The sequence below is a fragment of the uncultured Allofournierella sp. genome (assembly GCA_944382705.1).
Lineage (GTDB): Bacteria > Bacillota > Clostridia > Oscillospirales > Ruminococcaceae > Allofournierella.
This window is the reverse complement of the sequence record CALWNE010000059.1, coordinates 1-19,920: the sequence shown is the minus strand read 5'-3', so window position 1 is coordinate 19,920 and position 19,920 is coordinate 1. Positions and strand designations below refer to the sequence as shown.

The following is a 19,920-nucleotide window of genomic DNA, read 5'->3' as shown; positions in this document are numbered from 1 at the left end:
ACATGGCCTTAACAGAAGAATGGGAAAGAAAGAGAACGATATATCTCCTTAGTGGAGATCATATGCATCTGGATGGTTTAAAGCGAATGCTGGCAGAATCTTCACAAATTGGTGGAGTGTACAGCTTTCAAAAAGGCGAAGCGGCATTGCGCTTTTTGAAAGCTGGCCATATGCCGGACGCACTGGTGATTGGGTGTTTTTTAAAAGATATGCACAGTCTTAGCTTTTTGGAAAAGCTGGAACAGTTCGATTGTGCCAAAAGCATGGTTGTGGTAGCAGTAGGTTCACCAAGATATTTGCAGTTTATTAGCAGAACGGACTTGTCAAATACTGTGGATTACTATATGATGGAGCCATATGAACCAAAAGATTTGATGCAATGTGTTACCAGTTCAAAGGCATCTGCCCAGTTGCCTCAAATTACCTGTTGGGATCGGGAAATATGGGATTTGCTGAATCGTCTGGATTGCCCCAAACGCAGTACCGGTGCGCAGTACTTGGCAAGCGGTTTGCAGATTTGGCTGAGAGAGTTGAGTCAGGGAAGAATGCCACAGGCTAAATCAATTTTGATGGAACTTTCCAAACTATACCAGATCTCACACAAAGGTGCGGAAAGCGGTATCTATCGGGTGCTAATTCAAATGAAGGAAAAAGGAACAATTACCGCCGAACAAGCCAAAATGCGGGAATTTTTTGAGTGGGCTGTTGAGCAGATACAGGTTCGTAGCAATTAAAAGCAGAAAGGACACCCATCCCATGATCCAAAACCATTTTGTGGATGAGCCCACAGGCAATAGCAAAACCGCACTTTTGTGCGGTGGTCTATCACAAGAAATGTACCAGGCACTTGCTGCTATCCAAACTGCCGCTGGTTGCTTGAAGCAGGAAATACATCGCAGCGCAAATGAACAGATGATTCAGCGCACACAATGGATGCTGGATCATGTGCACCAAGGAACTTTGCAGCTATATCGCATTGCGGAGAATCTGGAGGATATGCTGGCAGCGGAACAGGGGACTCTGCTGCCTCAGCTGGAACCAGTGGAGCTGGTGTCCCAATATGAACAGTTGATTGAGCTGTTGAGGACTGCTTGTGCAAATCAGGGAATCCAACTGGAGTGGCACTGCCAGGTAGAAGAGTATCCGGTCTTTTTGAACTGTGATGGAGGCTGGGCTGATAAAATTTTGCTGAATGTGGTAAGCAATGCGGTTTTGGCCAGTACCAGCGGACAAACCGTGTGGGTTGAGGTGCGTTGTGCAAAGAATTCACAGCGCTCCGATACCCTGGAAATCGTAGTGCGTGATGAAGGGCCGGGACTTCCCCAAGAGGTACAGAATCATCTGTATGAAGTGTTTGTCAATCGGTACCAGTCATCCGAAAATTGCGTTTCGTATGGGGCGGGGTTAGGGCTATACCTTGCACACTACTATTGCAGTCAGATGGGTTGGGAAATTGAGGTCAAAACAGGTCCGCAAGGAACAGAAGTGATGATTGTTGCCTGCAATTGTGCTTTGGATACCGGTATGGAGATGCCGATTTTTGCCAGTGGATTATTGCCACTGGAACATGAGATTCAAAATCAAAGGGCTTTAGCCGAAATAAGTTACTGGGCCAGCCGCTGGAAAGACTAAATGCACCGTATCAAAAAATAAACACACAGGGCCTGACTCCATTGGCATACAGTCAGGCCCTGTGTGTTTATTGATGTAAATTTAAGGAATCGTTTGGGTTATCCGTGGGTTTAACAGCAGAATGGGAAGAAATCTCTCCCAGCTGTAGCCCGATATGGTTATGCCAGCGTTCCGATTTTGGGGTTACAATACGCTGGGAAGGGTAGATGCCACAATGACCGCACATCAAATAACTAATCACAGCGCAAATCAAAAAGTAAGGAGCGTACTCTGAACCAAATAGTTCGATGCCCAACATGAAAGTGGTAACAGGAGTGTTTGCGGCACAACCGAATACGCAAACCATCCCCAGTGCAGCAAACAGACTGGGAGGTAGATTAAAGAGCTGACCAATCAAAGCGCCGGCAGAGGAACCAATGGTGAATAGCGGGGTAACCTCTCCGCCCTGAAAGCCGCCTCCCAAAGTAAGGACAGTAACGATAAATTTAGCCAGAGGGTCCATCCAGCTTGCCTTTCCGGCAAAGCTTTTATCAATCATCCAGGTGCTCAGGCCGCCATATTCACTGCCAAATATGCACAAGGCGATAAGCACAACAAAACCAGCTGCCGCCCCAGCCAATAATTTTTGGGGCAGATAGCTGTAACAGCGCTTTACCTGATGCATACACCAGACAAACAGGCGACCAATCCATCCAAACAAGCATGCCGAAAAAACAAGTAACAGAGCTGTGCCAAGGTTGATGGGAGGTAGTTGAGTGATGGAGTGTGTTGCATGGGATGCGCCAAGAAAGAGAGCCACTTGGTTGCTTGTGAAGGCAGCCAAAACACAGGGCAGGAAGGCTTCGTAGCTGAGGCTGCCAACAAAACACATTTCCATGCCGAAAAATGTGCCTGCAAGAGGGGTGCCGAATACGGAGCTGAATCCTGCACTAATGCCAGATAAAATCAAAAGGTGACGGTCTTTATCTGTGAGATTGAACCACCGGCCTACCTGATTGGTGATAGAGCCTGAAATCTGCACCGCAGTACCTTCTCGCCCGGCGGAACCGCCGCACAAATGAGTACACACGGTAAATAAAAAGCTCATCAATCCCATACGGAGCGGAACTTGCGCATCACCAACGGCGCTTTCGATTACCAGATTATTTCCTTTGCCGCAATTTTGCCCAAAACGGCTGTAAAAGAAAGCGGTCGCAAAGCCAGCAGCGGGCAACAATGCCACTATAAAGGGGTATTCTTGCCGCTGGTTAGCCGCCCAGTCTAGAGAAAATAAAAAGAAAGTACTTGCAATTCCCATGCAGACGCTGCAAAAAATAATCATAAAAAACAGCTTCAAGCGTCTTACCAACAGATGCGGAGTGTCAAAAGAGGGAATCATAATATCACCATCCAAAACAAAGCTAAGCTGCAGCACAAAGTGAGATTGCAGCAATGTGGGCTTTGCGCTCTGTGCGATGAGATTGGACGAAGCCCTGTCCATTATATCGCCTTCCTGCTTTGGATGCAACTTGCCCAAAAAGTAATTTTAATTTGATGAAGCAGTAGCTGGTGCTTTACCCAGGCAAAAAAGAAAACAGCAAGCTCTATTGATTTCATAAGTGCGATTTCGTATAATAGTCAACAGCGCAATGACGATAGGATATGTTTTGCAGGCAATGGAACAGCCGTTGTTTCTCGCGTTTGGAGACATACACTATGTGCAGATTGACTGCTTTTTAAAATATTATGTGATGTTTGATTCAAAAATGAAAGGAGATTGTTTTGCAGAAGAAAAACCAGCGCAAAACACTGCTGTTTATTGTAGGGTATGTTTTTGTTGTAGCTGTGCTGTTGGTGGCGTTGAGCAGATACATCAATAATAAGATGGAGCAGCAGCTCCTCAACACGCTTTCTGACCTTTCCAACCAAAGTGTTGCCAGAGTATGCACAGAGTTGCATATGCGTATCCAAGCGTTGAACAATTTGGCTCGTCAGGTAGAGGGGATGCAGGATTACCATAATGTGGCCAAAGAGTTAGCGGGAGTGAGTGAAGTACTCGGGTTTCGGGAAATCGGCTTAGCGTTACCCAATGGAACTGCTTACATGAGTACAGATACAGTCTACAATGTGTCTGAACGAGATTACTTCCAGAAGGGAATGCAGGGAGAGGAGTACATTACAAGTACCTTCGAAGATATGAGAGACGGTGCAGATGTGAATGTGTTTGTAGTTCCGCTTTATGATTCCCAGAGCCAGGTAAAGGGAGTTTTGTTTGGGATAGATGAGTCTGATAGATTCTTTGAGATATTTGATGTTCCTTTGTTTGAGGAAGCAGGCTATGTTTTTTTGGCAGATTCTCAAGGAAATATTTTTAGATCAGATGCCGAAGCCGGTGCTCCTGTTGAAAATATGTTTGATTTGCTTGCGAAAACACCCGAAAATAAGCAGGTAATGATGGATATGGCTGAGGCCATGGCGAAGGGTGAGAGTATCAGTCTCTATATTTACCGGGATGGTTATAGATATGTAAACATCGCACCGGTACCTTATAACGATTGGTGGATTGTAACAGGCGTACCCTCATCCTTTTTGGAGCAACAAGCCGCTCCTATAAAGAATATAACGCAGATGATTATGGTTCTGCTCACTGCTGTGTCCGTTGCTGTTTTATTGATTCTAATAAGAATTTCCAATGAAACTGAGCGCAAGCTGCAGAAAATTGCTTATATAGACAAGGTGACTGGCCTATATAATGCAGAGTACATAGAAGAAAATTTTCAGCAGCTTTGCCAAAAGCATAAAGAGACATTCAGTGTTCTGGTGGTAGGCGATGTTCGCCGCTTTAAGTTTATTAACGAAATCTATGGTGAAACAGTGGGTGATTACCTGCTGCAGCAGATAGGCTCCATTTTACAAGCAGAATCCAATCGGGCTGGTGAATTAGCGGTACATATGCATGGCGATGAATTTGCAGTGCTGCTTAGTTGCCGGGATACAGAAGATTTGCAGCTGCGCATGGAATCTATTTATACAAAAATTAAGCAGCTGCGCTACAAAGACAATGAAATTCGCATTGATTTTACAGTGGGCATTTATGAAATTGATTGCCAAAACGATACCTTTGCGAAAGCAGTAAGTTGTGCGAATATCGCTCAGAAGGAAGCCAAAAAGTGTGAAGGGCGGCTCTTTAGCCATTATAACAAGCAAATGCGAGATGGCCAGATGGAACAGCAGTGGCTTTTAGAGGCTATTACCGAAGGGTTTGAGCGCAAGGAGTTCAAAGCTTGGTTTCAGCCGCAGTACAATGCAGCTACTGGTGACCTGGAAGGTGCGGAAGCTTTGGCTCGCTGGCATAAAGAGGATGGTCGAGTACTGACACCATTTTATTTTGTGGAATTTTGCGAAAAAAATGGATTGATTCAGAAATTGGATTTGATGATTTTCGAGGATGTCTGTCGCCAACTTCACGATTGGAACAATAAAGGGTTGCCATGCCTTCCTATTTCGGTTAATTTATCCAGGGCTTACCTGAATAATCGAAATTCTATTTATCAGCTGAAAGATATTTTAGACCAATACCAAGTTTCCAGCAGTTTAATTAAGTTGGAAATTACAGAAAGCGCTCTGGCAGATAATCACACAGAGCTGCTGGAAGCCATTCAACTAATGCACCAGCTTGGATTTGCAGTAGCATTGGATGACTTTGGGGTGGGATACTCATCCCTTACAGCCCTTAAGCATTCTCAGTTTGATATACTGAAACTGGACAAGTCCTTTTTGGATGAGCTGAGAACCGTTAAGGGAGATAAAATTGTTTTGTGCATTATAGAGTTAGCCAAAAGTCTTGGAATGAAGATTGTGGCAGAGGGCGTGGAAACAAAGGAGCAGTATGAATTTTTGAAGAAACACCACTGCGATATTCTTCAAGGGTTCTACCTGGGCAAGCCGATGGAGAGCTCGGCATTTATCAAAATGAGTCAACAGTCCGTTTTTTGTAAAAACTAATTGCTTTAACTAAAAGCCAAGGATGGTTCTATGCCGTCCTTGGCTTTTAGTTTTAATAAGAAACATTAATTGGATTTTATTTGAAGAAAGTACACTGGTGGGTTCGTTATGAGAACAGAAGTGTTTATTCTGAGTGTACAAGGAAGTGCCCGGCAACAAACACATTAACCAACATTATTACGAAGAGTGTTTTGTTATCTCAAGAAAGGTTCTGCAAGAAGGGAGCGAATTCGCCATGAAAATTTTATTGACATCAGATTGGTATCTGCCTGCAGTAAATGGAGTAGTCACCTCGATTATGAATCTAAAAAAGGGATTACAGGCCAGAGGTCATGATGTGAAAATTCTTACACTGTCCTTCAGGGCTCGCTCGTATACCTGCCAAGATGTGGTTTATATTGGCTCTGTTGATGTGGGGATGATTTACCCGTGTGCGCGTCTTAGGGTGGCTTTAGCTCGTAAGGAAGTACAGGAATTGCTGGAATGGGGGCCTGATGTGGTGCATTCCAACTGTGAGTTCAGCACCTACTTTTTGGCTCATGAAATTGCCCGGAAACTAAATATTCCACTAATTCATACCTACCACACGGTATATCAGGATTATACACATTATTTTGCCCCAAATCGTATGATAGGGCAAAGGATTGCTCGGGAATTTTCCCGTTGGACCGCTGGCCGGGCACAAGCGGTTATTGCACCAACAGCGAAGGTGGCAGAAATTTTGCGTGGCTACGACTTGAATAATAGTATTTATGTGGTACCCACCGGCATTGATGCAGGACGCTTGCAGCCGCTGCACGAGGAAGAACGGCAAAAACAGCGTCAGCAGTTGGGCATCTCAGCTGGCCATACGGTTTTGCTGTATTTAGGGCGTTTAGCACATGAGAAAAATTGCCAGGAACTCATTCGGGCAATGGTACCCTTAAAAGGTCGGCCCGTTACGCTTTTGCTGGTGGGAGACGGGCCTGCTCGCAAGGAGTTGGAGCAGCTTGCCTGTACCCTCAATGTGGAACAACAGGTGGTTTTTGCAGGAATGGTTCCCCCCGAGCAGGTAGGGGAGTATTACGCTTTGGGTGATTTGTTTGTCAGTGCATCGGTTAGCGAAGCGCAAGGACTCACCTATGCCGAGGCGCTTTTGGCGGGATTGCCGCTTCTTTGCCGAAGGGACGGCTGCTTGAACGATATTATTGTAAATGGCGAGAACGGCTGGCAATACCAAACTGTGGATGAGTTTGTGAAGCGGGTAGAATGGTTCTGCGCAAACCCCTATTTCCGTCAAAGGGCCAGAAGTTGTGCGAAGCAGCAAAGCAAGCGTTTTACGGTGGAAGCATTTGCCGCTAGCGTGGAACAGGTGTATAAGCAGCAGCAAGCTATGCTGCACTGCTATAAAAAGGTGATTGCATGAAGATAGAAAAAATAATAAATCCGGCCATGCGCATTGTGCCCCTAGCCTGTTTGGGAATGTGCATAGCATTTGGCATTTGGGGAATACACACCGGAGTGCTTACATCGCAGGATCGATTGACCCAGCTTATTAGTGCATGGGGTATTTGGGCTCCACTTTTGTTTGTGTTTGTGCAAATTGTACAGGTGGTTATCCCTATTCTGCCCGGCGGTGTAAGCTGTTTAATAGGGGTGCTGTTATTCGGACCAATATGGGGATTTGCCTACAACTATGCAGGTTGCTGTTTGGGGTCCATGGCAGCCTTTGGTATTGCAAAATATTATGGAAAGCCTATTTTGCGCACCATGTTTGCCAATTCCTTGATCGAAAAATACAATCGGTGGACCAGCGAGAAAGGCCGGTTTGCTACTTTTTTCGCCTTGGCGATTTTCTTTCCGGTGGCACCCGATGACTTCTTGTGTTATTTAGCCGGAACAACAGAAATGCAGTGGAAAACCTTTAATTTAATCATCTGGCTCTGCAAGCCTTGCTCCATTGCTCTGTACAGTTTTATCTTATACACAGGCTGGGGTCAGCTTCTGCAATGGCTGAGTTAATCTAGGAAGCGAGGAAACTGATATGCAGGTTTATTTGTATAATGGCGGATTTGATTTAGTAAAATCCAGCGGCATAGGACAGGCACTCATCCATCAAAGAAAAGCTCTGCAACAGGCTGGCGTTCAACTAGCAGACCATATGGAACAAGCTGAAATTGTGCATATTAATACGATTTTTCCGGATTCAGCAGCCGCAGCGTTCAAAGCGCATCTTCAAAAAAAGAAGGTAGTATACTACGCACACTCCACGATGGAAGATTTCAAGGGTTCGTTTAAAGGCTCTAACCAGGCGGCGCCGCTCTTTAAAAAATGGATTACCTTTTGTTACCGCCAGGGGGATGTGATTTTTACCCCCACCGAGTATTCCAAAGCCTTGCTGCAAAGTTATGGAATTAAAACACCCATTTATAGCGTATCCAATGGAATTGATACAGAATTTTTTGCGCCAAGCCAACATCGCCGCCAAGAATTTCGTACTCGATACGGAATTCGCAATGATGAAAAGGTTGTAATTTCGGTGGGGCATACAATCTATCGAAAAGGAATTTTAGACTATATTGAGATGGCCCGGAGGCTTCCACAGGTAAAGTTTTTGTGGTTTGGATATACGCCCGAGGGGTTGGTTCCGCAAGAAATACAGCGCGCCATTGCATCTGCACCAGAGAATCTAACCTTTTGCGGCTATATTCAGCAGCAAGAGCTGCGAGATGCCTATTGCGGAGCGGATTTGTTTGCATTTCTAAGCCATGAAGAAACAGAAGGTATTGTGGTGCTGGAAGCGCTGGCTACAGGTTGTGCGGTGCTTTTAAGGGATATACCGGTTTATAACAACTGGCTTCAACACGGTGTACAGGTATGGAAAGAGCGAGATTTGGAAGGCTTTATTCAAAGAACCAAGCTCATTTTGCAAGGAGACTGTCCTAGCCTGCAAAAGAAAGCACTGGAAACGGCTGAAGCCAGAAGTCTGCGTGTGGTAGGAATGCAGATTCAAGAGATTTATCAAAAAGAAGGATTTATATCCTCGAAATCAAAAGATTTTTGTGTGAACTAAAGCTGTAATTCCAAATACGAATGCAGCTTAAATTTTAGAGCGGCATCATATGATGCAAAAGGGAACTTGCGTCGTTATTGTTGTCTTGCTTTCTGTTTCATGATATAATGAAGACCAGCCTTAAGATGCATTTTATATTTCATAGAATGCAAATCCGATGAATGCGGATACGGCTCACATAGCGAAAGGTATATGAAAATGAAGCAAGCACACAGAATTTTTTGGGTTCTTTTTATATTGATAGCAGCAACGATAATCTCCTGGTTTCCTCTTGCTTACGCAGAAGACTCTCAGGTTATAGTTGGTGTATATGAGTGTACCCCATACTACGAACTGGATGAGAAGGGCAATGTAAGTGGGTTTTATGATGAATTGCTGAACCTACTGGAGACTAAGTGCGATTTTACGCATACTTACAAAGTGGGAAGCTTTGAAGATACGCTGGACTGGCTGGCGGACGGCACCGTGGATATTGCTTTTGGGATTTCCATTACAGCAGACCGCCTGGACCGGATGCTGTACAGCGAACAAAGCATAGAAACAGAACGCTTTGCTTTGTATTCAAACATTGGTGATTTGGCTGGCATTAAAACAGCTTCTAATGTTAAAGCAGGTGTCGTTCCAGGCAGCACAGGTGCAGAGTTTCTGGAGAACTATTTCAACGCTTTAGGCGTTTCTGTTGAGCTGGTAGAAGAAAGAGACTGGCAGCAATTGCAGGACCTGTTTGATAAAGGGGAAATAGATGTAATTCCCCACTCCATTTCATCGAACAACGATCCAAAGCTTAAAATCTATGAGTTTACAGGTGACCAGGTATACATTGCCGGCAATCAGAAGAGCCGGGAAATCTTGGAACAATTAGACAATGCGATTGTAGCGCTGCACTCAAAAACGCCTGACCCGATTCAGCAGTTACACAGTCGATATTTTGATGAAAAGGAATCCAACGAGTTTAATCGTCTGGTGGCCGTTATCGCAATCTGCCTGCTGATTGCAGGAATCGGGTTTTCGATTCCTACACTGCGCCGCAGAAAAATCAAAAAGCAAATTAAGAAAAATATGCAGCAAGGGTATTATCTGCTGCAATATCAGCCAATCTACAACCCATTGAAGAAATGCGTTACAGGCTATGAAGCACTGCTTCGGCTAAAGAGTGACAAAAAAATGATTCCGCCGGCTCAGTTTATTCCTGACATCGAAAAAAATGGTATGCTGCGGGAAGTCTCCTTGTGGATTTTAAAAAAGGTAATTCAAGATTACGATACCATTAAATCCTATTCTTTCATGGAAAATCAGAAGTTTTATTTATCCATTAATATGTCCTTAAATGAGATTGAAAGCAAAAGTTTTACTCGAAAAGCATGCGAGCTTTTGAAGCAATCAAATCTGGGACCAAATAAGATTTGCTTGGAAATTATCGAACGGATTAAAATGGAAGATTTGGCCAATGCAAAACAGAACTTGCAGGAATTGAAGGAGGCCGGATTCAAAATTGCAATTGATGATTTTGGCACCGAGTATTCCAATTTTGACTTGCTTTTAAAGCTGGATATTGATGTGGTCAAGGTAGATCGAAGCTTGGTTACAGACATTGACAAGGACTCGCTCAAAAAGGAAGTGGTCAAATTTATCAGCCAGATTGCACGCCTGCGTGGCAAAGATGTAGTGCTGGAGGGCGTTGAACTGGAAAGTGAGGTCAACACCATTAAAGAATTTAACAACGAGCGAGTTTGCGTTCAGGGGTACTACTATAGTAAACCTTTGTTTAGAGATGATTTGGAGATGCTTAAAATTCAATGATGTTTGAATTTTAAGTGATTTGGTGATTTTGGGCAGGAGCAACCCCTTATGCTAAGGGGCGTGCTCCTGCTTTTTATTATGATGCAACCTTTACTCCAACCCATGTGTGGTTAAAGATGTATCTGCGAAAGCATTGCAGGAATTGCATTTCATAATCCATAATGGTAGAATAAAACCAGAAACTTTAGTCTGTTGCCTGCAAGGTGCCCAAGGGTGTTTTGTGGGCAACTTATTTGTTGGGAAATAGCAAAGGAGAACCACTTTGAAACCTTTTGTAACTCAGCTTTGGCCTCAATTTACTGCGGACCAAACTTTTTCTCATTATTTTGCCGGCGTGTTGGTGGAGCAGATTGAGATGCTGCGCCTCAGCCGAAAAATTAAAATAGGATTGCGCAGCGGTATTCCTATCCCAAAAGAACTGTGTGAACGGCTCTGTGTTTCTCTGAAACCGGTATTTGATGGGTTTCAGGTGGAAATCTGCAACTACTTTCCATACGAAAATATAACCGAAGAAAGCATCCGCCGTATGATTGAAGAACTGAGGGATGAGGACTTACCGGTTAATGGGTTTCTGGACCATGCATCGATCCGGGTGGATGGTTTATCGATACAAATCGGGGTAAAAGTGGGCAAAAAAATTCTGGAAGAAGTAAATTTTCCATCGTGTTTGGCTCAAAAAATTGCCCAGCGTACCGGAGCGGAGCCCCAGGTGATTTTGGAGCAGACCGAAAAAACCATCTCTCCGGCAGAGTGGGAAAAGAAGGTTCTGAAAAAGGTCCCGGCGGTTAAGTTTGAGGAAAAGAAGGGTTTGCCGCCTATCAAGATACCGGGCTTGGATTTGACCGATAAACCTGTTAAGCTGCTTCACGGCAAAAACTTCAAACCTGCTGACTTGACACCTCTCAAGGAGCTGGGCGGCGACGGTGGTCGGGTGATGATCTGGGGGGATGTATTTGCTGTTGAGGTAAAAGGCAACTACCAAAAAAGCTATATCATCTCCATTACGGACTATACAGGTTCCATCAATCTGAAACTTCGCAGCCGTGAAGGAGAGGATTTCAGTAAATGGGAAGAGCTAAAAAAAGGAAGTACCCTCGTACTGAAGGGTGAATGTGCTTACGATAAATATGAGCACGATTATGTGGTATATCCCTACGATGTGTTGCAGGTAGAGCGACGCAAACGGCAGGACAATGCCCCTCAAAAGCGGGTGGAGCTGCATCTGCATACCAAGCTTAGCAGCATGGACGGGTTCTGTGACCCGGGCGAGATTGTGCGCACCGCACACAGAATGGGTCACAAGGCCATTGCAATTACCGACCATGGTGTGGTACAGGGGTTTCCAGAAGCCATGCTGGCTGCGGATGCCATCCGTAAAGAAGACCCGGATTTCAAATTAATCTATGGCGTAGAAGCGTATTTTGTGGATGACATGATTCCGGTGCTGTATGGCGAGGCCAGCGGGCCCATGAGCGGCAGCTTTGTGGTATATGATACCGAAACTACCGGCTTGGACCCCAATACCGAATTTCTTACCGAAATTGGTGCCGTGGTAGTGGAAAACGGGCAAATCACGGATACATTCAATACCTTTGTCAATCCAGGCAAGCCAATTCCGCCTAAAATTGTGGAGCTAACCGGCATTACCGACAGCATGGTAGCGGATGCACCTTCGCCAGACCAAGCCATTCGACAGTTTGCTCAGTTTGCAAATGGTCGTGTGTTAGTGGCGCATAATGCCCACAAGTTTGATATGCGCTTTATGTATGCAGCGGCAGACAGGGCAGGTATTGCATTGGAAAATGCATACATCGACACGCTGCCTATGGCGCAGAATTTATATCCCGGTTTGCGGAATTACAAACTGAATACCATCAATGACTATCTGGAAATTGAGCCTTTCAATCATCACCGGGCGGTGGACGATGCCATGGCTCTGGCCAAGATTTTTTGCAAAATGCTTGTAACGCTGGAAGAAAAGCAGGTTACAAGCCTGGAAGAAATCAATATTGGCTTAGGCGGAGGCAACAAGGAGGTGGTTAAAAAGAAGTACAACCACCTGATTTTGCTGGTGCGTAACCAGATGGGTCTGAAAAATCTTTATAAAATTATCAGCGAAGCCCATGTGAATTACTTTTTTAAAAAGCCTAGGGTTCCTCGCAGCATTCTGAATAAATACAGAGAGGGGCTTTTGGTTGGCAGTGCCTGCGAAGCAGGAGAACTTTACAGGGCGGTAGTGGAAGGCAGAAGTTTTGAAAAGCTCTGCCAAATTGCAGAGTACTACGACTTTTTGGAGGTTCAGCCTCTGGGCAACAATGAATATATGTTCCGGCAGAATCTGGTAGATTCCATGGAAAAGATTCAGGAGTTTAACCGGACGATTATTCGTGTGGGAGAGGCCCTCCACAAGCCTGTGGTTGCTACGGGCGATGTTCATTTTCAGGACCCGGAAGATGCCATCTATCGCACAGTGCTTCAAGCAGGCAATGGCTTTAGGGATGCAGATCATCAGCCGCCTTTGTATTATCGAACCACCGAGGATATGCTGAACCAGTTCAACTATCTCCCACCGGAGAAGGCTTTTGAAATTGTAGTAACAAACCCCAACAAGATAGCAGATATGGTGGATGGAGGAGTGAGAGCGATACCAAAAGGCACCTTTCCACCTTCCATTGAGGGTGCAGAGGAGCAGCTGCGAGAGGCAACATGGAGTACGGCCAAGCGACGCTACGGAGATCCATTGCCGGAACTTGTGGAAAAGCGTTTACAGAGAGAGTTGGATTCTATCTGTGGCCATGGATTTGCTGTGCTGTATGTAATTGCTGTAAAACTGGTGGCCTTTTCCAACCAGAATGGTTACCAGGTGGGCAGTCGAGGTTCTGTTGGCTCTTCCGCCGTTGCACACTTTTCTGGAATTTCCGAGGTGAATAGTTTGCCGCCGCATTACCTGTGCCCAGAATGCAAATACAGCGAATTCATTACCGATGGAAGTGTGGGCGACGGATTTGACCTTCCAGATAAGAATTGCCCCCGTTGCGGCACTAAGTTGTTAGTGGATGGTCACGATATTCCGTTTGAAACCTTTTTGGGGTTTGATGGAGATAAAGAGCCAGATATCGACTTGAACTTTTCGGGCGAATACCAGAGCTTTGTGCATCGGTACACCGAAGAACTCTTTGGCAAAGAGTTTGTGTTTAAGGCCGGTACCGTATCTGGGTTGCAGGATAAAACGGCGTACGGTTATGTTAAAAAGTATCTGGAAGAACGCTCACGCACCGTGAACCGTGCCGAGGAAAACCGGCTTACTCAGGGGTGTACCGGCGTAAAGCGGACCACAGGCCAGCACCCTGGCGGAATGGTGGTTGTGCCGGATGTGCACGAGATACAGGATTTTTGCCCTATCCAGCATCCGGCGGATGATAAAGAAAAAGGCGTGCTCACTACCCACTTCGAGTTTAAATATCTGCACGATACGCTGCTAAAACTGGATGAACTGGGCCACGATGTACCGACCATGTATAAGTATCTGGAAGATATGACTGGTATTCCCATGGAAAAGGTACCTATGAACGATACAAAAGTAATCAGTCTTTTGGTGTCCACCGAAGCGTTAGGGGTTACCCCGGAACAGATTGATAGCCAAACCGGCACATTCGGCATTCCAGAACTGGGAACACCCTTTGTGCGCCAGATGTTAATTGAAGCGCAGCCCAAGAATTTTAGCGACCTGACTCAGATTTCTGGTCTTTCTCATGGTACCGATGTTTGGAATGGTAACGCACAGGATTTGATTCGGGATGGAGTGTGCACAATCTCCGATGTGATTGGCTGTCGTGATAGTATTATGACCTATCTTATGCACAAGGGTTTGGAGCCCAAGCTGGCCTTCAACATTATGGAGCTTACTCGAAAGGGTAAAGTAGCCAAGGCAGGGTTTCCGCCGGGAGCAGAGGAAACAATGCGGCAGTGCGGCGTTCCGGATTGGTACATGGATTCCTGCCGAAAAATCAAGTATATGTTCCCAAAGGCACACGCTGTGGCCTATCTGATTGCAGCAATCCGCTTAATGTGGTTTAAGGTGTACCATCCACAGGCTTTTTATGCCACCTACTTTACAGTACGAGGCGATGATATTGACTATGAAGCAGCAGTGGGTGGCACAAAGGTGGCGCAACAGCATCTGAAGGAAGTTTCTGCCCGCCTGAAAGAGGAAAAGAAAGCCAAGGATGAAGATATTCAGGTATCTTTGCAGTTGGTAAACGAAATGCTGGCTCGAGGATACGAGTTTTTGCCCATTGAACTGGGCAAAAGCCGAGCCAGTAAGTATGTTGTAGAGGATGGTAAGGTTCGGCTGCCCTTTTCTGCCTTAAAGGGTGTGGGTGAGTCTGCTGCTGTTGCCTTGGAGCGAGCTACAATTAATGGCCAGGAATACCTTTCGATTGAAGAATTGCAGCAGGCAACAGGCGTATCCAGTACAGTAATGGAAAATCTAAAAAATGTGGGTGCATTGGGTGGTTTGCCTGATACAAGTCAGGTGTCCTTTTTCTGAACCATACCTTGAAAGCAGTTTGCATGCAGCCCATAAATCAAAGAAAACAGCCTTCACAGATAGATTCTGTGAAGGCTGTTTTGTCTAGTTATTTGCGATTTGGGGAATGCTTGTCCAATTCGGCAAAGGATTGCAAGATTTGCGGCTGTTCCAGCTCGATTACCCGGCGGGAAAGATAGTGCAGAGTGTTTTCGGCGGGGATGTCTTTAAAGGTGAGTTTTACTGCACAAAGAGCTTGCGTTTTGAATCCTGTTTTTTCGTTCCACTTTCGATTGCCGTACTTGATATCACCCAAAACGGGAGCACCCAAAAAGGCCAGGTGGGCACGAATTTGGTGGGTTCGGCCTGTAATGAGACCTATGCGACAAAGGGTAAAGGGGCCAATCACTTTTTCCGGAATGACCTGAGTGATGATTTCCTTAAATCCAGGAGCAGCAGATGCTTGCACCTTGACCTTGTTGGTTTGCTCATTGTGCTGAAGCCAAGCAGTGTGTACTCCTGCTGCGGGCTTGCCAAAGGTGATGGTCAGGTATTCCTTGCACACAAGGTCTGTGCGAATGATTTCGTTCATATCTCGCAGTGCAGCATAGTTTTTAGCGGCAACAATCAGTCCTTCGGTACCACGGTCTAGCCGATTGCACAAAGCCGGTGTGAAGGTGTGTTCCTGGGATGGATTATAGCTGCCGTTGCTTTGCAGATACATCATGAAGGCATCGATGAGATTCGGGTCGCCGGTACGGTCGGAATGACACAGCAGATGAGCCGGTTTATAAAGTATGGCCAGGTTTTCATCTTCGTACACAACAGTGAGAGGAATGGATTTGCTGGTTTTTAACTGCGGACGAGCAGGTTCAGCGGAGAAAAACTCATCGTTAATGTATAATTCCAGAACATCGCCCTGCTGAATACGATACTCGGGGGCAGCTTTTTTGCCATTTACCTTAATGCGCTTGTTACGAAAGCTTTTGTACAGCAGGCTGTTTGGCATACCACGGGTAACATTTTGGACAAAACGAGACAGACGAACACCGTCATCATTGGCGCCAGCGGTAAAGGTTTTCATAAAAAAGAGCCCTCTCTTTCAAATTCAATGAAAATAGTATATAATAAAACAAAACAAAGGTAAAGCATAATCAACAAAGAGAGGGATGCGTATGGCAGAGCAGAGCATTCATGCAAATCACCGGGAGCGAATGCGTAAGCGATTTCAGGAAAACGGATTTGATGGATTTTCTGACCATGAGGTATTGGAATATATTTTGTTTCACGCAATTCCCCGTAAAGATGTGAACCCACTGGCCCATCGTTTGTTGGATCACTTTGGCAGCGTTGACCGGGTAATGGAGGCCAGTGAGCGGGAATTAATAAAGGTGGATGGCATAGGCCCGGCGGCTGCTCGGCTGATAGCCATGCTTCTGCCGGCAGATCGTTACTACCGCATGGTTAAAACAAAGCCAGCCCGCACCATAAAAAGTTTGCAGGAACTGGGCGATTATATGGAATCGCTGTTGTTTGGAGCAAAAGTTGAAGTAGTGTATGCAGTATATATGGATAACCGCAATCACATCCTGAAAACAGAAAAATGTTTTGAAGGAACCATAAATGCTTCTACTGTATTTATCAATATGCTCACCAGTCGTATGCTCACTCTGGGCGCAACCCAGTTGGTGCTGGCGCACAATCACCCGGCAGGGTTTGCGCTGCCCTCCAAGGAGGATATTATTCTGACTCGCCAAATCAGCGAGAAACTAAAGACATTAGGCCTTACATTGTTGGACCATGTGGTAGTAGCGCCAGATGGTTATGTATCCATGCGCATGAGCGATCGATTTCAGGCTACATTTTGATGATTGGGAAGGGAGAGTGTTATGGAATTTAAATTACATTCCCAGTTTCAGCCTATGGGCGACCAGCCACAGGCTATTGCTCAGCTGGTGAAAGGGATTCAGAACGGAGATCGCGCCCAAACGCTGCTGGGTGTAACAGGAAGCGGAAAAACATTTACCATAGCAAATGTGATTGCTCAGCTGAACCGGCCAACGCTGGTACTGGCGCACAACAAAACTCTTGCGGCACAGTTATGCAGTGAGTTCCGGGAGTTTTTTCCGGAAAACGCAGTGGAGTATTTTGTATCTTACTATGACTATTACCAGCCAGAAGCCTATATCCCCTCCACAGACACCTACATCGAAAAAGACAGCGCCATCAACGATGAAATCGATCGTTTGCGCCATTCTGCCACAGCGGCTTTGTCGGAACGGCGGGATGTAATTATTGTAGCTAGCGTATCCTGTATTTACAGCTTGGGTGACCCTATTGATTACCGCAGTATGGTGATTAGTCTGCGGCCGGGTATGCAGATGGACCGTGATGAGCTGTGCCGCAAACTGGTGAAATTGCAGTACGAACGAAACGATGTGAACTTTGTGCGAAACAAATTCCGTGTTCGGGGCGATACAGTAGAAATCAATCTGGCATACAGCAATGACCTGGCTATTCGAGTGGAGTTCTTTGGGGATGAAATTGATCGAATCAGTGAGATGAATCCTCTAACAGGCGAGCGCAAAAATGTTGTTAAGCATGTAGCCATTTTTCCGGCTAGTCACTACATCGTTTCACCAGAAAAAATGGATGCAGGACTAAATAGTATCCGGCAGGAGATGGACCAGCAGGTGCGGCGGTTTACCGAACAGGGCAAGCTATTGGAAGCACAGCGCATTGCACAGCGCACCAATTACGACATGGAAATGCTTCAGGAAGTGGGTATGTGTAAAGGCATCGAAAACTATTCGGCGGTGCTCTCTGGCCGTGCGCCGGGGTCCACGCCTACCACATTGCTGGATTATTTCCCCAAGGATTTTTTGCTATTTGTGGACGAAAGCCATGTAATGCTGCCTCAATTAAGGGCTATGTACGGAGGTGACTATGCTCGCAAAAAGACACTGGTAGACTTTGGGTTCCGTCTTCCTTCCGCTTTTGATAACCGCCCGCTGAAATTTGAGGAAGTAGAACAAAAACTAAATCAAATCATCTTTGTAAGCGCCACGCCCGGTGAATACGAAAAAGAGCACAGCACACGCATTGCGCAGCAGGTGATTCGGCCAACTGGATTGCTGGATCCACAAATTATTGTAAAGCCTGTGGAGGGACAAATCGAAGATCTTTTGGGTGAAATCAACCAGCGTACTGCCCGCAATGAACGAGTGCTGGTTACAACACTTACCAAGAAAATGGCAGAAGATTTAACCGAATATCTCACAGATCACGGTGTCAAAGTGAAGTATATGCACCATGAGGTGGATACATTTGAACGAATGGAGCTGATTCGAGATCTGCGAGTGGGCAACCTTGATGTGATTGTGGGAATCAACCTGCTGCGTGAAGGACTGGACTTGCCAGAGGTTTCGTTAGTGGCCATTCTGGATGCAGATAAAGAAGGCTTTTTGCGCAGTGAAACCAGTTTGGTGCAGACCATTGGCCGTGCAGCACGCAATGCGGATGGTATTGTAATTATGTATGCGGACGAAGTAACTCCCAGTATGGAGCGAGCCATTACAGAAACGGAGCGGCGCCGCAGCATTCAGATGGCTTACAACGAGGCGCATGGCATTGTGCCTAAAACCGTAAGCAAAAGCATCCGTGAAAGCATTGAAATCAGCGACCGGAAGGAAAACGAAAAACTGGGAACAAAGCGCCTGAGCAAAGCAGAGCGAGAACAAAAGATTCAGCGTTTGACCCGAGAGATGAAGGAAGCCGCAAAATTGTTGGAATTTGAGCATGCCGCATTTCTGCGGGATTGCATAGACAAGTTGCGGCGGGGTGAAAACCCCCAAGAGGAACCTGCCACCAAGAAGAAGCGCAAGGGAGGAACCAAAGCTTGAACAACGATAAAATTATTATTAAAGGAGCCAGAGAGCATAATCTGAAAAGCGTGGACCTTACCATTCCCAGGGACAAGCTGGTGGTTATGACCGGCCTTTCTGGCAGCGGTAAATCCAGTCTGGCATTTGATACTATCTATGCGGATGGACAGCGGCGCTATATGGAAAGCTTATCCAGCTACGCCCGACAATTTCTAGGGCAGATGGAAAAACCCGATGTGGACGATATTCAAGGTCTTTCTCCGGCTATTTCCATTGACCAGAAAACCACAAACCGAAATCCTCGCTCCACGGTAGGCACGGTAACAGAAATTTACGACTATCTTCGTCTGCTGTATGCCAGAATCGGCATTCCTCATTGTCCGGTATGTGGCAGAGTAATCAGTCAGCAAACTGTGGACCAGATGGTAGATGCTATCCTTCAGCTCCCTCAGGGTACCAAATTTCAGGTGCTGGCACCTGTGGTGCGTGGACGCAAGGGTACTCAACAAAAGGAATTGGAAGCAGCCCGGCGGGGTGGTTATGCTCGTGTGCGCATCGATGGAAATCTCTATGATTTGGACGAGGATATCGCACTGGAAAAAAACAAAAAGCATACGGTGGAAATCGTTGTGGACCGCTTGGTGATTAACGATTCGGTGCAAAGCCGTCTGGCTGATTCGCTGGAAACGGCGGTGGCTCTCACAGGCGGACTGGTTACCATTGATGTGCCCGGCCAGAAAGAAATGCAGTTCAGCCAGAGCTACGCTTGTCCAGATCACGGTACCTCGGTGGATGAGCTGGAACCACGAATGTTCAGCTTTAACAATCCCTTTGGCGCCTGTGAACGGTGCACTGGTTTGGGTACTTTTATGCGGGTGGATCCGGAACTGATTATTCCAAACAAAGAACTTTCCATTCGTCAGGGTGCCATCAAGGCAAGTGGCTGGTATTACGCAGAAGGTTCTATCAGCGAAATGTATTACAAGGGCCTAGGCAATAAATACGGCTTTACTCTGGATACACCCATCAAGGATATGTCT

General features: G+C 45.9%; 12 protein-coding genes and 1 pseudogene. 11 read left to right on the top strand and 2 right to left on the bottom strand.

What is annotated here, in order from left to right:
* Nucleotides 1-2 precede the first annotated feature (2 nt).
* Nucleotides 3-734 carry a hypothetical protein gene (locus tag ACH2EM_RS09210; protein WP_395152111.1) on the top strand — a complete coding sequence of 244 codons (732 nt, stop codon included), beginning with the start codon at nucleotides 3-5 and terminating at the stop codon, nucleotides 732-734.
* Nucleotides 694-1,632: a sensor histidine kinase gene (locus ACH2EM_RS09205; protein WP_395152109.1), complete on the top strand. Its 939-nt coding sequence runs from the start codon at nucleotides 694-696 to the stop codon at nucleotides 1,630-1,632. The genes ACH2EM_RS09210 and ACH2EM_RS09205 overlap by 41 nt, the downstream gene beginning before the upstream one ends.
* Before the next feature lie 67 nt (nucleotides 1,633-1,699).
* Here the strand turns inward: ACH2EM_RS09205 and ACH2EM_RS09200 are convergent, their stop codons facing one another.
* The gene (locus tag ACH2EM_RS09200; RefSeq protein WP_395152107.1) at nucleotides 1,700-3,112 is read right to left on the bottom strand and encodes a chloride channel protein; all 1,413 of its coding nucleotides are present in this window, start codon (nucleotides 3,110-3,112) and stop codon (nucleotides 1,700-1,702) included.
* A 281-nt stretch (nucleotides 3,113-3,393) separates the two neighbouring features.
* Here ACH2EM_RS09200 and ACH2EM_RS09195 point away from each other — a divergent pair, with 281 nt between their 5' ends.
* From ACH2EM_RS09195 to ACH2EM_RS09170, 6 genes are all read left to right on the top strand, one after another.
* Nucleotides 3,394-5,616, top strand: a complete 2,223-nt coding sequence (locus ACH2EM_RS09195; protein ID WP_395152105.1) for an EAL domain-containing protein — start codon at nucleotides 3,394-3,396, stop codon at nucleotides 5,614-5,616.
* A gap of 133 nt (nucleotides 5,617-5,749) precedes the next feature.
* Complete coding sequence (locus ACH2EM_RS09190) at nucleotides 5,750-7,021, top strand: glycosyltransferase family 4 protein (RefSeq protein ID WP_395152103.1); 1,272 nt, start codon at nucleotides 5,750-5,752, stop codon at nucleotides 7,019-7,021.
* Nucleotides 7,018-7,617 carry a TVP38/TMEM64 family protein gene (locus tag ACH2EM_RS09185; RefSeq protein WP_395152101.1) on the top strand — a complete coding sequence of 200 codons (600 nt, stop codon included), beginning with the start codon at nucleotides 7,018-7,020 and terminating at the stop codon, nucleotides 7,615-7,617. Before ACH2EM_RS09190 ends, ACH2EM_RS09185 begins: the two co-directional genes overlap by 4 nt.
* A 22-nt stretch (nucleotides 7,618-7,639) precedes the next feature.
* Entirely contained in the window at nucleotides 7,640-8,668 is a 1,029-nt protein-coding gene (locus ACH2EM_RS09180) for a glycosyltransferase (RefSeq protein ID WP_395152099.1), read from the top strand.
* Between the two features lie 198 nt (nucleotides 8,669-8,866).
* Nucleotides 8,867-10,468, top strand: a complete 1,602-nt coding sequence (locus tag ACH2EM_RS09175; protein WP_395152097.1) for an EAL domain-containing protein — start codon at nucleotides 8,867-8,869, stop codon at nucleotides 10,466-10,468.
* Nucleotides 10,469-10,823: 355 nt separating this feature from the next.
* On the top strand, nucleotides 10,824-15,017 hold the full coding sequence (locus tag ACH2EM_RS09170; RefSeq protein WP_395152139.1) for a PolC-type DNA polymerase III: 4,194 nt from the start codon (nucleotides 10,824-10,826) through the stop codon (nucleotides 15,015-15,017).
* An 88-nt stretch (nucleotides 15,018-15,105) separates the two neighbouring features.
* Here ACH2EM_RS09170 and ACH2EM_RS09165 read toward each other — a convergent pair whose 3' ends face one another.
* Complete coding sequence (locus ACH2EM_RS09165) at nucleotides 15,106-16,080, bottom strand: RluA family pseudouridine synthase (protein WP_395152095.1); 975 nt, start codon at nucleotides 16,078-16,080, stop codon at nucleotides 15,106-15,108.
* Nucleotides 16,081-16,171: 91 nt separating this feature from the next.
* On the opposite strand from ACH2EM_RS09165, the gene ACH2EM_RS09160 reads away from it, so the two are divergent.
* From ACH2EM_RS09160 to ACH2EM_RS09150, 3 genes and pseudogenes are all read left to right on the top strand, one after another.
* Nucleotides 16,172-16,864, top strand: a complete 693-nt coding sequence (locus ACH2EM_RS09160; RefSeq protein WP_395152093.1) for a RadC family protein — start codon at nucleotides 16,172-16,174, stop codon at nucleotides 16,862-16,864.
* A gap of 21 nt (nucleotides 16,865-16,885) precedes the next feature.
* On the top strand, nucleotides 16,886-18,898 hold the full coding sequence (uvrB, locus tag ACH2EM_RS09155; protein WP_395152091.1) for an excinuclease ABC subunit UvrB: 2,013 nt from the start codon (nucleotides 16,886-16,888) through the stop codon (nucleotides 18,896-18,898).
* Nucleotides 18,895-19,920 (top strand): annotated as a pseudogene (locus ACH2EM_RS09150) (excinuclease ABC subunit UvrA); the annotation flags it as partial. The gene uvrB and the pseudogene ACH2EM_RS09150, both read left to right, overlap by 4 nt.